The organism is Succinimonas amylolytica DSM 2873, from assembly GCF_000378405.1.
Taxonomy (GTDB): Bacteria; Pseudomonadota; Gammaproteobacteria; order Enterobacterales; family Succinivibrionaceae; genus Succinimonas; species Succinimonas amylolytica.
Window position 1 is genome coordinate 190,030 of record NZ_KB899638.1, and the last position, 14,775, is coordinate 204,804.

The 14,775-nt window shown below is 42.9% G+C and carries 17 protein-coding genes; 12 read left to right on the plus strand and 5 right to left on the minus strand.

What is annotated here, in order from left to right; translation table 11 throughout:
• Positions 1 to 35 precede the first annotated feature (35 nt).
• A complete protein-coding gene (gene trbB / locus F557_RS0113575) occupies positions 36 to 995 on the minus strand; it encodes a P-type conjugative transfer ATPase TrbB (RefSeq protein ID WP_026297927.1) in 960 nt (319 codons plus the stop codon).
• Between the two features lie 96 nt (positions 996 to 1,091).
• Positions 1,092 to 1,703, minus strand: coding sequence for a helix-turn-helix domain-containing protein (locus tag F557_RS20060; protein WP_019002768.1), 612 nt, complete (start codon positions 1,701 to 1,703; stop codon positions 1,092 to 1,094).
• A gap of 647 nt (positions 1,704 to 2,350) precedes the next feature.
• Between F557_RS20060 and F557_RS0113585 the strand changes: the two genes are divergently transcribed.
• From F557_RS0113585 to F557_RS0113595, 3 genes are all read left to right on the plus strand, one after another.
• On the plus strand, positions 2,351 to 2,758 hold the full coding sequence (locus F557_RS0113585) for a hypothetical protein (protein ID WP_157617897.1): 408 nt from the start codon (positions 2,351 to 2,353) through the stop codon (positions 2,756 to 2,758).
• 81 nt (positions 2,759 to 2,839) lie between these two features.
• Positions 2,840 to 3,685, plus strand: a complete 846-nt coding sequence (locus tag F557_RS21430; protein ID WP_019002770.1) for a ParB/RepB/Spo0J family partition protein — start codon at positions 2,840 to 2,842, stop codon at positions 3,683 to 3,685.
• The gene (locus tag F557_RS0113595; RefSeq protein WP_019002771.1) at positions 3,682 to 3,963 is read left to right on the plus strand and encodes a helix-turn-helix transcriptional regulator; all 282 of its coding nucleotides are present in this window, start codon (positions 3,682 to 3,684) and stop codon (positions 3,961 to 3,963) included. Before F557_RS21430 ends, F557_RS0113595 begins: the two co-directional genes overlap by 4 nt.
• Here the strand turns inward: F557_RS0113595 and F557_RS0113600 are convergent.
• The 3 genes from F557_RS0113600 to F557_RS0113610 all read right to left on the minus strand — a co-directional run bounded on the left by F557_RS0113600 (position 3,950) and on the right by F557_RS0113610 (position 5,720).
• Positions 3,950 to 4,447, minus strand: a complete 498-nt coding sequence (locus tag F557_RS0113600; RefSeq protein ID WP_019002772.1) for a hypothetical protein — start codon at positions 4,445 to 4,447, stop codon at positions 3,950 to 3,952. The genes F557_RS0113595 and F557_RS0113600 overlap by 14 nt on opposite strands.
• Positions 4,448 to 4,514: 67 nt before the next feature.
• A complete protein-coding gene (locus tag F557_RS20070) occupies positions 4,515 to 5,243 on the minus strand; it encodes a nucleotide-binding protein (protein ID WP_019002773.1) in 729 nt (242 codons plus the stop codon).
• A gap of 30 nt (positions 5,244 to 5,273) precedes the next feature.
• A complete protein-coding gene (locus tag F557_RS0113610) occupies positions 5,274 to 5,720 on the minus strand; it encodes a hypothetical protein (RefSeq protein ID WP_019002774.1) in 447 nt (148 codons plus the stop codon).
• Positions 5,721 to 6,151: 431 nt separating this feature from the next.
• Between F557_RS0113610 and F557_RS0113615 the strand changes: the two genes are divergently transcribed.
• From F557_RS0113615 to F557_RS0113655, 9 genes are read left to right on the plus strand one after another with little or no spacing between them, the layout of a single operon-like run.
• Complete coding sequence (locus F557_RS0113615; RefSeq protein WP_019002775.1) at positions 6,152 to 6,496, plus strand: plasmid mobilization protein; 345 nt, start codon at positions 6,152 to 6,154, stop codon at positions 6,494 to 6,496.
• A gap of 4 nt (positions 6,497 to 6,500) precedes the next feature.
• On the plus strand, positions 6,501 to 7,034 hold the full coding sequence (locus tag F557_RS0113620; protein WP_019002776.1) for a hypothetical protein: 534 nt from the start codon (positions 6,501 to 6,503) through the stop codon (positions 7,032 to 7,034).
• Positions 7,034 to 8,701, plus strand: coding sequence for a TraI/MobA(P) family conjugative relaxase (gene traI, locus F557_RS0113625; RefSeq protein WP_019002777.1), 1,668 nt, complete (start codon positions 7,034 to 7,036; stop codon positions 8,699 to 8,701). The genes F557_RS0113620 and traI overlap by 1 nt, the downstream gene beginning before the upstream one ends.
• Positions 8,702 to 8,720: 19 nt before the next feature.
• Complete coding sequence (locus F557_RS22350; protein WP_019002778.1) at positions 8,721 to 8,876, plus strand: hypothetical protein; 156 nt, start codon at positions 8,721 to 8,723, stop codon at positions 8,874 to 8,876.
• Positions 8,876 to 11,035: a type IV secretory system conjugative DNA transfer family protein gene (locus F557_RS0113635; RefSeq protein WP_019002779.1), complete on the plus strand. Its 2,160-nt coding sequence runs from the start codon at positions 8,876 to 8,878 to the stop codon at positions 11,033 to 11,035. Before F557_RS22350 ends, F557_RS0113635 begins: the two co-directional genes overlap by 1 nt.
• Complete coding sequence (gene traF / locus F557_RS21435; protein WP_019002780.1) at positions 11,022 to 11,591, plus strand: conjugative transfer signal peptidase TraF; 570 nt, start codon at positions 11,022 to 11,024, stop codon at positions 11,589 to 11,591. The genes F557_RS0113635 and traF overlap by 14 nt, the downstream gene beginning before the upstream one ends.
• 3 nt (positions 11,592 to 11,594) lie before the next feature.
• Positions 11,595 to 13,874 (plus strand): DNA topoisomerase 3, encoded by a 2,280-nt coding sequence (locus F557_RS0113645; protein ID WP_019002781.1) that lies wholly within the window; start codon positions 11,595 to 11,597, stop codon positions 13,872 to 13,874.
• The gene (locus F557_RS0113650) at positions 13,871 to 14,533 is read left to right on the plus strand and encodes a 3'-5' exonuclease (RefSeq protein WP_019002782.1); all 663 of its coding nucleotides are present in this window, start codon (positions 13,871 to 13,873) and stop codon (positions 14,531 to 14,533) included. The genes F557_RS0113645 and F557_RS0113650 overlap by 4 nt, the downstream gene beginning before the upstream one ends.
• Before the next feature lie 3 nt (positions 14,534 to 14,536).
• Complete coding sequence (locus tag F557_RS0113655; RefSeq protein ID WP_019002783.1) at positions 14,537 to 14,770, plus strand: hypothetical protein; 234 nt, start codon at positions 14,537 to 14,539, stop codon at positions 14,768 to 14,770.
• Positions 14,771 to 14,775 lie beyond the last annotated feature (5 nt).

Consider the following 14,775-nt stretch of genomic DNA (forward strand, 5'->3'; position numbering starts at 1 on the left):
CAACAAACAAGAACAAAAAACAGCCTCGGGGCGAATCAGGAACTCCCAAGCTCCTCCGCAAGGTAATCACCGTTGCGGAAGCCGGAGACCTTAAGAATCGAAAGAATTTTCCGGGAGGAGCCCACGCGTCCGATGTGGACGATATAGGAGCAGACTTCGCCAATAAGGGGTTCGATAGGTTTCGGGTAATCCCGGGCCATGGAGACCATCATGGCAACGCGATCAAGGGCGGCCCGGGGATTATTGGCATGAACGGTGGCGGCGCCGCCTTCATGTCCGGTATTCCATGCCATTAAGAGATCGAGAGCCTCCGCTCCGCGTACCTCGCCCACAAGAATGCGATCCGGCCTCATGCGGAGCGTGGTTTTGAGAAGGGTGGACATTGAAGCAGCAGGAGAAGTATGGAGCTTAACGAAGTTTTTGGCGGAGCACTGGATCTCGCCGGTATCCTCCATGATGACAATCCTTTCCAGAGGATTCTGATCCACCATTTCCTGAATAACCGCATTGATAAGCGTGGTTTTCCCGGAACCGGTGCCGCCGATGACGAGGATGTTTTTGTGTTCCCGCACCGCCCCGCAAATGATTTCCTTCTGCCGTTCCGACATGATCCCGGAACGGACATAATCATCAAGCGAAAACACGGCCACCGCTTTTTTTCGGATAGTGAACGCCGGAGCCTGAACCACGGGAGGGATCTGACCTGCAAAGCGGGAGCCGTCCAGAGGAAACTCGCATTCTAGAATGGGGGAGTCCGCATTTACCACGAGGCCATGCATGGACGCAGTGACCTGAAGGATCTGAAGGGCGCGGGAAGGGGGAACCACAATGCCGGTATTTGCGGGACGGGAACCAAGCTGTTCCAGCCAGAGGGAACCGTCGGGATTAAGCATGAGCTCTACCGTGTCTTTGTTTATTAACAAACGGTAAATATCATTGCCTAATGCACGTTCTAATTGCTCAATACCACGTTGCTGGATCGAAATACCGGACATAAAAAATCACACTATTTGAAAAAATGCCGATATTATAGGCACAAATTTACAAAGAGTGCAATTCTTTAGCAAATGATTTAATCGATAAACTACCGCTTACCTGTTCAGGAGTTTGGCGTAACAGTCCTGCATAAGCCTGCGGAGTTCGAGCATATAACGCTCCTCAATGTTCTGGGATTCCATGATCTTCATGAGAAGCAGGGTGTTGGCGTTATCCTGCTGTCTCCTGAGAAGGGGGTCTTCGTCCCGGGAAAGGGCGGGAGCGCCCTGCTTCAGGGACGGTTTCGGGGCAGCCGGATCCGCAGCAGAAGCCTCCTTCCCGGAAACTTCGGCATGTTCTTCCAGATTGAAATTCTCAGGCACAATGCTGGAAGGGATTCTCTTAAAGCCCTTCGGGACTCCGAGCTGCATGGTGTCGGGGGCTTCCAGCAGGGTTGCCAGAGGAACGCCGAGGCCGTCGGCAATCTTCCCCATGACCTCCAGCGACGGCGAAGCCTTCCCGGCCACAAGCTTTCCGAGATACGGGCGGGAGATATTGGATCTGAGACAGAGCGTATTCAGGTTGATATTGTTATCTTCGATAAACTTTGAAAGCTTGTTGCAGAAATAATCGTTATAGCTGAAAAAAACAGGAACCGTCCCGCCGGCCGCAGCTGCCGGCTTTTCCCCGGCGGCAGCGCTTTCCGGGAGATCATCGAGTTTGTCCATCGCATCACCTCAAGAAAAAATCATAAATTTTTTGATAAAATTATTGACAACGTCTGAAGCTCATTTTACCATAAAAGCGTTCCCGATTGAGAAATCAGTCAGGAAATGCTCCATCCTAGTAAAAGCGTCAGCTTGGAATTATGTTGTTGTTCTCTGTCGCAGATGGGGTCGCAGTAATGAACGGGGAAGCGAATCTGCAACGTGTTATCCGCCTGTGAAGGGGGGGGTGCTTCCTGATAAGATACTGTGTGTAATAATTCGTAATGCTAGAGATTGCCTGCCCGGCTGACCGGCGCTTCGGTTCCCGCAGTTGAAGGGACGGAGCCTCAAAAGCTTGTATTGTGTCCATGTCACATGATCGCATAATGGATATATATTTTAGTCGTATCGAGTATACTTTTAACGTCTTTCAATCCTTTCAACATAAACCTCTATCCTCAATTCTTCAATTTTTGAAACGGTGTGCAGGAGCTGGCTGAACAAGTCCTGCCGTAATGGATCTGGGTAAGGGGAGAGTTAATCCCCACGCCCTAAGGAGCTTCCGTGACTTTAACGTCAGAAGGAAGTCTGATCCGAAGAACCAGCTTTGTGACAAGTCTTTGTTGACAGCGAATTTTTTTGTTCTTTGCAAAATAACGGAGTTGTCAATGACTGATTTTGAGCGTTATCTGGGCGAAATGGAAAAGCTATACTGGCCGCCTCGTCTAACAAGAAGTGTGTCTAGTGAAGATTATGATATTATTCGTACCTATTTTTTTGGCAGGCTAGGCAGAAATTGCGAGGCTAATATCCTCATCAATGCTTGTCAGCATTTGTTTGATAGGAATCCTGAGGTAGTGCCAGGAGTATTTTCTCTTCCTCTTTCTGCCGTTAAAAAACATAACCTTAGTTCAAGAGAGTGCAGTGTTATTGTGCATTATCTCTATCAAGAGTACGGCCTTGATTCTCCTTTTTTCTACCAGAGATTGGACAATGCCGTGTTTTTTGAAGGGCATGCTCCAGATGAAGGATTTCTGTACATTCCCAGTTTGAATGTATCAATTCTTAAAGCATAAATTACTTTAACTTTGCAAATCTTGATAAAGTTATGCATATGTGCTACTCTGTTACATCATAAGTATGTAATGGGGTAGCATATGAACGTTATCGAAATTCCATTGAGTGAAATACAGGAGGATGAGAATCAGCCTCGCAGTGCCAGCAATGAAGGTTTTAGCTCTCAGTCTCTTGCAGAGCTGGCAGATTCTATTCGCCAGGTAGGAGTTAAATCGCCTATTTCAGTCCGGGAAGTATCCGGTAAGCCATATAAGTATGTTATCAATTTTGGGGCACGGCGGTTTCGGGCAGCAAGAATAGCTTGTCTGACAACAATTCCTGCGTACATAGATAATGAGCAGGGTTCTATTGCACAGCTTCTGGAAAACATTCAGCGTCAGAATCTTACTTGTCTTGAGATGGCAAATGTTGTTCGGCGTCTAAAGGATGGCGGCCTCACAGATTCTGAAGTTGCCAAAAAGCTATCTATGTCATCGGGAGCTGTTTCTAATTTATTACAAGTCCTAGAGATGCCGCCGATAATCCGTTCTGCTTATGATCTGAAACTGGTCTCGAATCATAATGCCCATGTAGTGGCACTTTTGGTCGGGCTGCACAGGAATTACGGCAAGTATTTTGAGGATTGGTTTGAACAGGCTCTCCAGCAGGGCAAGGTTGACTACTCTGTGGTTCAGACTGGACGTAAATATCTTCAGACTGTTGCACGTAAAGATAACAATGCTCAAAAACGTAAGGAGCAACGTATAACATCGGCCTCAGTTTCAGACGACCTTCAGAATAATAATAGCTCATCATCAATGAATAAGCCTAAAACTGTCGTAAATCGCCAAGGTGTTGCCGGTACAGTATTAGCGTATCAGGTACGTACAAGTTCTGGCGATATTGTTGTGTGGGATATAGATAGTGTGCAAGGAGGACAAGTATGAAGCCTGAACGCCGGGAACTTGTGGAACGTGAAAGAGCTTTGCATTCGGAGTTATTTGCACGGAAACTGATATTTTTGCGTACCCAGGCTCATCTGGACGGTGCGGAAATAGCCAGACTATTGGGCGTAACCAGAGCAACATATGCAACGTGGGAGAATGCTCAGCGTGTACCGTCCTTAATGCATATTTACAAACTGTTTAAATACCCGCAGTTTCGTGGTTACTTGGAATCTTTTTTTGATGAAGATAACGAGTATGGATTAGTTAACCCTTCATAATTATGTATAGTATTCCAATAGCAAACTGAAACATTTCAAGCACCAGCAGTATATAAAGTAATGTGCTGTTGTTTTTAAATTTTATCTCGCTTTTAAGATCTTTTCTTATCTGAATCAAGCTATACTGATTCAGATATTCAACGGCAGATTTTACCAGGCTGTTTGCAGTTACTTCAGCATCTTTACGTAAAATCTGCTGTTCCTGTTTTATCTCTTCTACAAACGTTTCTTTAATTTTATCTAACTCATTTTCAAAGTCATTGCTGGCAGCCATTAGGTTCTTATTTATTGTATCTTCAAACAATGCAATATTGTTCTGTATGGTTGTATCGTGAGCATTTTTGATTTCTTCCTGTAATTTACCTGACAGGTAATTCCATATAGTTACCTGTACCAGTACAGGATCTGTTTTATCAATCAAAACACCATTTTCAATTGCAATTTTACCTAACAGATCATCAAGTTCTTTATTATCAAAAGCCATATCACCAATCTATCCATATCATATAAAAACCGGGAAAATACTATTCCCGGCATAATCTTGTATTAAATTAAACACCCTGTGTAGCTATTGATATAGCTTCAAAAAATTTCTTTTTTGCTTGGATAATCCTCTGTCTTTTCATGATATGATTATCTTTATTATTGATATATTCATCAAACAATTTACGCTCTGACATCATTTGCTGAATATCTTTATTAAACATATCTGAAAAAGATGGCAATTGTATTATCTGCCAAATTTTGTCTAAATTATCATTATACACTTTTGATGTTTTGAAATCATCAAGAGTTAATTTCCCGTTAATTGGATTAACCCAAACAATTGTTTTAAATGTATCTGTGTGTAATGACTGAAGGAGAACATTTAATGATGTGCAAGTATCATAATATGCTTGACCTCCAGAGATGATTGAATGCACTACAATTTCATGATCAAGATCTTTAAGCAATTCAAAAACATTAGTGCTCTTTATATAGTTAATCAAAGGAATAAAATCAGAACTTCCATTATCGATTACCACATCAGAACAATCATTGTGTTCTTCAATATAATCTAATATTTTATCAAAATTTTCTGATTCAATTTCTCCATCCCTATTGCAGATATTGCAAGATACTACATCAATACCGTGGAATTGATGATAGGTATCGTTAACAGGATCAGTGTCAATACCAAATATTGATTTACCTGTTGCCTTAAGATATTGTGAATAAATAACAGAGATAAAAGATTTTCCTACTCCTCCTTTACCCTGCATTAAAATATGAATACGCATGATTTTCTCCTTAAAATAGTATTCAATAAGTTAATCTCTTCTGTCAAACAATCTTTTTTGTTCTGCTCTTATTTCATCTAGATCTTCTTCAGATAAACCATCGGTGATGCTAGTTACTGGTTTATCATCATCTATACGTCTTATTGTTTGACGTTTTTCTTCCCTACGTTTTTTTACTTCTGGTAACTCAGATTCATATGCAGTTTCTTTATGAGTTGCTGATTTAGTATTCTCTGTAACTGTCGATATAACCTCCGGTCTTTCTTCATTTATTTCATAGAACTTTCTTATAAAGTATCCATAATGGCAATTAATAAGATTTTCACCTAGTAGGAATTCATGTATTTGTTTTAACGAATTACCTTCACTTAGAAGTCTCTGTATCAGCTCCAAATTTTGCATAATTTGCGGTTTGACAAACTTCCGCTTCTTTTTAGCTTTTTGGAGTTCATAGAACTTGTTTACTTTGCTATCCATTAAGCACCTCCAAAAGATGTGTTAAGTCTAATCACCACTAGTTCGTATGTAATCAGCTAAATTTGTAATATGTGAATTTAATCACACGTTATGTAACTTTTTGTAACTTAACTGATATTTTAGGTAATTTTTGTGTTCTATAAGTATCATTAGTGGTAACTTTTCTGCAATTCTTGACATGATTTAGCAACTTTTCTAACAATTTTAGTAACTTTAGTGATACTGTTTTGTCGTAAATAGTAATATTTAGTAACTTCTGTGCAACTATTACAGAATATGTAACACATATGTCACGAAATATGCTATAATTGTTGCAGTAATTTTTCATGGCAAGATAGGCCATACGGTACCGTGGCAGTACCGCCTTGGCGTGCCTTATTCGCACCGATAGTGCTCAACGTCAATCTTGTTCTGCGAAGCTGGAGGTAGAGATGTCAGAAGAAGACGGCAAAATGACCTTTGTAAAGGTGTTCGTCACCAATGACGAAAAAGAGGATCTGAAAGAACGTGCCAGGAACGCACACTGCTCTTTGTCCTCCTACTGCCGTCATATGGCCACCTTCAAAAGGCCAGGACTGGATGATACAGAGACAGTTAAAGCGATTCTTGCTGCCAGCGGAAACATTGGGAAGCTGACTGGAATGTTGAAAATTTATCTTAGAGAACCAAAGCAAGATATTTTCAAGAAAGATGAGATCAAAAAACTCATTCTTTCCCTGCAAGAAGATCGTGATTTTTTAAAAGACACAGCAAAATCAATGTTACGAAGAGGATAGATCAATGAGATATAAATACAAATGTATTGAGGATTTTGTGTTAAAACCCCAGATTGATTCTTCTCTGGATGTATTTGATATTTTCAGTATTCAAAAATCAAGGATGCTGAATAATTGGAACAGGGTTAGATTTCTCAAATTACGTAATGATTTTGACGGTAAAAAACATCTTCATCATGTACTAGTTGCTGATAAGGATTCTGATTTATCAATTTTACCATGGACACTTAACGATCTTTATCATTATGACTATTCATTAATGCTTAATGCAGAATCTAAATTAGCCGATTTTACTACTTGGCTTTATTCAATAATTGAACATGACAGCACTGAAATTCTGTATTGGCTTAATGGGTTTTATTCATCACCAGATGGTGTGACTTTATCAGTGAACTGCAAGAATGTTAGTTTTTGTGTAACAAGGCATTTTTCAGATAATCATTACAGCCTCTTTTATACAGGAAGAGAAAATTGGGAAACGCACACCAAAACTCTTCCTTCACTTAAGAAAGAAATTCAGAAACTCAATTTAGTTTAATGATAGTAAAGAAAATTGAACCGAAAGAGGGAGTTAAGCCCTCTTTTGCTGGACTTGCAAATTACATTACCGATGAACAGGGCAAGGATAATCGTGTCGGTAATGTTGTTATCCATAATTGTGTTGATAATGATGATTTTGATATTGCACTCATCGATATAGACAGAGTACAGAAGAAGAATATCGATCCAAGAGTTAAAAATAAGACTTTGCATTTACTGCTGTCTTTTGACAAAGAGGACAGAACACCAACTAACGAAGAACGTGAACAAATTGAATCACGATTTTTGAAAGCACTGGGTTATGAGGGATGTCAGTATATTTCTGTGGCTCATCATGACACAGATAATTATCACATACATCTTGCCATTAATAGGGTTGATCCTTTCACTTATCGGATGCACAAAGAAGTAATAGGTGATGAGAAAATAATGGCAAATATCGCTGTTGAAATTGAGAATGAATTTAATCTTAAACAGACTAATCACGAACCAGAGAAAAATAAATCTCAGAATCGTGTTGATGATATGGAATCATTTACTGGCATAGAAAGTTTTGTCAGTTATATCAGAGACAGAAAAATTGTTATTGACAGATCTGAATCCTGGAATGAGCTTCATAACAACCTGAACAAGATAGGAGTAGGGATTAAAAAGAAAGGAAACGGCCTAATATTTTTCTCCCTTGACGGAAAACATAACTGCAAAGCATCTACTGTAAATCGTTCTTACAGTTTGAAAAATCTTGAATCTCGTCTTGGTGCTTTTTATGAAACCGGATTGAACGATGCCAATTCGAGGACAATAGTTAATTACCGGCAGAAGCCATTAGTTAAATCAAATACGGCAAATATTCTGTACGTTGAATACATTCAGGAACGCAAGGAAAAGAAAAAAGCCTATCAGGAAGTCAGCAAGAACTTAGATGATTTATATCACGGCAATGATCTTACTTATCAGCTTTTGAAATTGTCAGGTGATGATCCAGAAACCATAGAATTCGTGATGCAATATTTGAAACTCATGAACTCATTAACGATAGCAGGGGAAAAGGCCAGAAAAAAGAAAATAAAAAATTCTTCCTCAATGTCATACCGTGATTTCCTCAAACGTAAATCGTATGAAGGGGACTCCAGGGCACAGCAGGTATTGGAACAATCAAAAACGGTTAAGGACATTATTCCTGTCCCGTATTTTGAACTAAACAAGGTGCTGAAATTTGGCATAGTGGATTCCGTTTCCGGTAGCGGAGTAAAGAGCATTATTTACAAAGATTTTTGTTACAGGGTTAACTCTCAGAACTATTTAATAGCAAAAACCAGAATACACGGCATTAAGGATGGGCAGATAAAGCAACATGGAATCACAATCAACCAAAGAGCCCTCGCAAGAGCTCAGTCAGCTTTCAAGAACATTCTCCAGCAATGTGCTGACAGAGCTGTCCCTGTCGGGGCAATCATTACAAACATTAGAGAACTGTGCCTGCACGGAATGCAAAAACGCAATGTGGCAGATGCTGCCGAGACGGCATCTCAGGTGCTACTGCAACCGGATGTATCAAATAACATTCGACAGTACGGACAAGAGCCTGATGATCGAGCTGTGCGACGGAATGACACTGGACTTGCAGATAGTCCCGACACACGAAAACGGGGATGGAGAAAGTAAAGCCCTTACCGAAGAGCTTATGCCGGATGAACTTCTTACTGAAGAATCTGCTGATGCTTCCTCTGAAACAGAAACCGTAACGGAGGAGGAAACCCGGGAGACGGAGCAAGAAAGCTCTGAAAATGCAGCAGAAGAACAGGATTTTTTTGAAAGCGACGAAATGGTGATCGAATAATGTCAGTGCCAAGCAATCTCAGAAACGAGAAAAAACAAACCGCCGAGGAACGGAATATCAAGATCGGAGCTGTTGTCGGCTTTACCGTGGCCGCTCTAGTCGGCATGACTGTGGCAACACAGTTTTTCGCCTACAAGGTGAACTACTGGTCAGGACTGTCAGGAGAAATCATTGAGCACGTGTACTGTCCATGGCAGATCTTTATCTGGCGTAAAGAACACGTTGATCAGATGGAGCTGTTTCAGGATCCTGTAAAAATCGCATTTTCAGTGTGGATGCTGCTCAATGTGCTTGTTTTTGCAATGGTCATGGTGGCCAAAAACAAGATTCTTCACGGCCTGCAAACACTGCATGGATCTGCACGCTGGGCAGATTATGACGATGTTAAAAGGGCAGGACTAATTCAGGAAAACAGCAAAGACGACAAAGATCCCTATGTGTATGTGGGGGCTTACAAAGATCCGAAGGGCAGGACGGTATATCTCAGACATTCCGGCCCAGAGCATATTCTCACCTATGCACCTACTCGTTCAGGTAAAGGTGTTGGCCTTGTCATACCCACATTACTGTCATGGCATGAATCTGCCGTTATTACCGATCTTAAAGGTGAACTCTGGTCTCTTACTGCCGGATACCGTCATAACAACCTTAAACAGAAGACTATCCGGTTTGAACCGGCATCCACCACCAGTGCTAGGTGGAATCCGATTGCAGAGGTGCGTTACGGCACATCTCATGCCGTAGGCGATGCTCAGAATCTTGCAAACATGATTGTTGATCCTGACGGCAAGGGACTGGAAGGAGCCGATGCTCACTGGAAGAAAACCGCATTTGCGATGTATACAGGACTTATCCTGTTTGTGCTCTGGAAGCATAACAAAGATCCGAAATACCCGGCCACAATAGCTGAAATTGACAGACTTCTTTCCGATGCTTCCCGGGACATTAAAGAGCTATGGCAGGAGATGATTGAAAGCGGACAGCCGGTAATCATGGCAGCGGCAAAGGATCAGCTCGACCGTCCCGATGAAGAAGCCGGATCGGTGCTCTCTACCGTCAAGTCTAATCTCAGCCTGTATCGAGATCAGATTGTTTCTGATAACACTTCATCCTCAGATTTCCGAATCAAAGACATCATGAACTGCAATCAGGCTGTTTCGGTATATGTTGTCACTCAGCCTGCCGACAAAACACGTCTCAAGCCTTTGGTCCGAATCTTTGTGAACATGGTAGTAAGGCTGCTGGCAGATAAAATGAAAGTCCAGGACGGCAGAATGGTCAGGGCTAACAAACACCGTCTGCTCATGATGCTTGATGAGTTTCCTTCTCTCGGTAAGCTTGATGTTATGCAGGAATCTCTGGCCTTTGTTGCCGGTTACGGTATCAAGTGCTACCTGATATGCCAGGATCTTTCTCAGCTTAAATCCAATGAGAGCGGTTACGGACAGGAAGAATCAATAACATCAAACTGTCATATTCAGAATGCTTATCCGCCTAACCGCATGGATACAGCTAAGTATCTTTCAGAACTCACTGGTCAGACAACAATAGTAAAGGAAAGCATCACCAAGAGCGGCTCTGGCTTTAACACCTCAACGTCTCGAACAATGCAGGAGGTTCAGCGTCCTCTCCTTACTCCCGATGAATGCCTGAGACTGCCGTCTCCAAAAAAGAACGACCGGGGAGATATTGTGGAGGCCGGAGATATGCTGATATTTGTCGCTGGCTTTCCTGCCATCTATGGCAAACAGCCGCTTTATTTCAAAGATAAAGTATTCCTGAATCGTTCCAAAATTGCAGCTCCCGGAAAATCAGACACGATCAAGGAAGAGGACAGATGTTACAGGATCGATGAAGATGAGGACGAAAACAAGGAGAAAGCACAAGAGGCAATATTTACGGCTTTTGAAGAAGATGCCGATGCTAATGATTCTGAAGTCACTGTAAAAACTCCAAAAGCCGAAGCTCCTCAAAAGGAAATTATGCAGGAAACAGAGCTGGAGGAATATGACGCTGCCAAGCATATGCCAGATCCGGCTCAGAGCGAAGAAATCCGCAGAGCTGTATTTGAACCGAAGAGCAAGATTTTGCCTGAAACCGCCGATGAACTGGGAAACTACAAGCTGACAATAGAAGCCGAAGAAAATGAGGGCAAATAGCAAAGAATCAAATTATAATTCAAATAAATTTCATATATTACTAATAATTATCTTGTTTTGTGGCATAATGTCATTGCTATGGATTGTTCAGTGCTCAGGTTTGTGCGTTACGAACATGACGGCTTCAATGCCAATGGGGATATATGGCGTAGCAGAGTTAAGTGAACCAGATAAAGGCGAAACCGTGATTGTCTGTCCAAAACGGACGGTGCTCATGGACGAAGCTCTTGCACGAGGGTATCTCATGAAGGGCGATAAAGAATGCTGGATAACACCATTGCTCAAACGAGTAATAGCAAAACAGGGAGATACGGTGAAAACGGAAATCGAGGGGATCTATGTTAACGGAGTTTTAGTCCCTAACAGCATGATCCAAAAGACAGATTCACGGGGCAGGGAGCTTCCGATATGGAGTTATGACGGCCTGATACCGGAGCATGAGTACCTTCTTCTAACGGACAACCCGAGATCATTTGACGGACGGTATTTTGGACTTACCAGCCGGGACGAAATAACGCACAGAGCATACCCGGTTTTGACATTTTCATGGAGATAGAGAATGAGGCTGATAATAGCGGAGAAAGCAAGTGTAGGCAGGGCAATTGCCGATGTTTTAGGTGTGAAAAAGACCGAAACGGGCTATATAGAATGTTCAGACGAGGACGCAACGATTGTCACATGGGCTTCAGGACATATGTATCAGCTCGCTGACATTGATGCATATACCGCTCCCACCGTTCCGGTTAGCAGCAAAACCGGCAAAAAAATATGGCGTTTTGATGAACTCCCTGTATTCCCGGACAAATGGATTCTAAACAAGACGGAGAGAACCAAAGAACAGACCAGGCTCATTGAAGATCTGATCGGAAAAGCAGATGTTGTCGTAAACGCCGGAGACCCGGACAGAGAAGGGCAGCTCCTGATAGACGAGATCATATGGGAATCACCCAATAAGCCGAAAAAGTACCTGCGGTACTGGGCTAATGCGGTTGATAAAAAATCCATAACAGCCGCCCTGAACAACCTCAGACCAAATGACGATTACAAGGGCTTATGTCAGTCTGCCCAATACCGCAGGCGTGCTGACTGGCTGGTAGGACTTAACCTGTCACGGGCTTATTCCATCACCAACCACAAATTCATGAATGTTGGCCGAGTTATGACACCGACATTGCAGCTCGTGGTGGACAGGGATCTTGAGATCGAGAACTTCAAGCCTAAAGACTATTTTGTGCTGACTGCCGATTTTGGCAGCTACAAAGGAACATTTGTTCCCGGGGAACTTCAGGAGGGTACTGATCCGGAAGGACGGCTCATTGATAAAAGTATAGCGGACGAGATCATCAAAAAATGCTCAGGAGCCGATTCTCAGGTTATCAAATACACTTCCGAAAGGAAGGAAATCAAGCAACCACTAGGTTTAGACCTCGCCGACATTACATCTATGGCATCAGCAAAGCACGGATTTTCCGCAGCTCGCACTCTGGAGCTTTGCCAATCTCTCTATGAAATGAAATTTCAGTCTTATCCGAGAACTGACAGCAAATATCTGCCGGAAAACCAGTTTGGCGATGCACCTCTGGTATTGGAGACAGTGAAGCGATTGTGCCCGGATCTTGCTTCTGCCGTTACCCGGGCTGATACATCCATCCATTCACGAACATGGAACACTGAAAAAACAACGGCACATCACGCCATCATACCTATTGCCACATCTGATAATGAAACAAGCATAACGCAATTAGGAGAAGATGAAAGAAAGCTCTATGAACTTGTCTGCCGCAATTACATTGCTCAGTTTTACCCTCCTTGCGAGGTTCAGAAAACCGAGATCGTGAACGAGATCAGCAACCAGTATGATTTTGTGGCAAAAGGCACTCAGATGCTCAAAGAGGGCTGGAAGGCCGTATTTTCCGATCCTGAAGATGATGATAAGGAAGAAGAGAACGCAGTACTCCCGGCACTCCAGGAAGGGGACTGCGTTAAATGCGTATCCGTATCTTCCAAAACCAAGAAAACAAAAGCTCCCCCAAGATTCACGGAAGGTTCTCTCATAAAAGCTATGACTAACGTCTATCAGTACATAGACGATCCGGAAATCAAGAAGATCCTCAAGGACGGGGACGGCATCGGCACAAGTGCCACAAGAGCCTCCATTATCGAAAAGCTCGAACTCAAGTTTGTGCGGAGCGAAGGCAAATACATTGTCAGCACCGAGGAAGGCAGATCAGTAGTCAAAGCCGTATCTCCTGAGCTTACTTCTGCCGTTACAACCGCTCTCTGGGAGCGGGATCTGGGATCCATTGCCGAGGGATCCGCTCCTGAAGGTTTTGAAAACAAGGTGAGCGATTTTGTTCTTACCGAGGTGACCAAGGCAAAGGAAGATTATAAGCCCGGAGAGTACAAGGGCACGGAAACTAAGTTCAAGTGTCCTGAATGCGGAAAGCCGCTCTACTCGAAAAAATTCGACTGGAGTTGCGAGTGCGGACTTAAACTCAAAAAGGAAATGTTTTCCTACACGATAAGCGACAAAGATCTTGAAAACGCCCTTTCAGGCAAGAGCAAGATTCTGGACAAGAAATTCACGAGCCTGAAAACAGGCAAAACTTTCTCCGGAAAGATCGTTTACAACAAGGAAAAGAAAGCATTGAGCGTTGAGTTTGAAAAAATAGAAGCGAACAGCAAATACAAGTGTCCGAGGTGCGGCAAAGGACTTGTCAGGATGGAAAGCAGGGTAATTAAAGGAGCTTTCTGGTGGAGCTGCTCCGGTTATCCGAACTGCAAGCTGAAATTCAAGGATAACAAGGGAGAACCGATGATTAACGAGGTTAGCAAATGAGCAAGGTTTATGTTGATGTAGAAACGACAGGGCTTAACCCGCACACCGATGAAATAGTACAGATAGCAGTTGTTGGCTTTAACGGGGTAGCGGAACTCTACACATATGTCAGACCCGTTACCCACACATCATGGGATGATGCCCAGAGAATGCACGGCATATCGCCGGAAATGGTGCAGGAATCTCCGACACTTGAAGAGCTCGCTCCGAGGCTCAGGGAACTTTTCAGAAACAGAATCTTTGCGGCCTATAACGCTCAGTTTGACGCAAGTTTTCTGTCCCGGTACTTTGAGAATACGAGGATATGCGATGTGATGCTCGATTATATGGCCGCAACAGGGAGTGCCAGGACAAAACTTGCTGATGCCGTTTTATCGCCTGAAGTTCAGGCAACAGCCCGGGGCGTTGCCTATCACAACGTACATGATGCACTGGATGATGCCTATGCCTGCATGACTCTGGATTTCTTCAATCAGAGCAGATTGCAGAAAGACAATGTTGCGGATCTTATCGGCCTCTCCGAGCCTGCCAATGTTGATCTTAAGGCTCTTCTCAGCCCTGAAGAATACGAAAAAGTCATGAACTCACCGGAGACTTTTGTAAACAGTCCCGAATGGTACAGAGTGCTTGATTTCATCAGACATAACGGGCGGCGTTGAACTATGAGCAAACTGTCTCAGGATGAACTTAAATCTCTCAGAAATCGCTATCTTTACTGTCGGAGAGTTCTTGCTCAAAGAGAAGCTGACGTCTCTTCTGCGATCAGCGAGGCAGAACGCCCTTATGAGTATGAAACCATGCTTGAAGAATCAGCCATAGAGCTTCTTGATGCTCTAAAAACGGCTATTTCCGTCATAGATGATATGAAATTGAATAATTTACTGCTTAACGTATAAAGGAA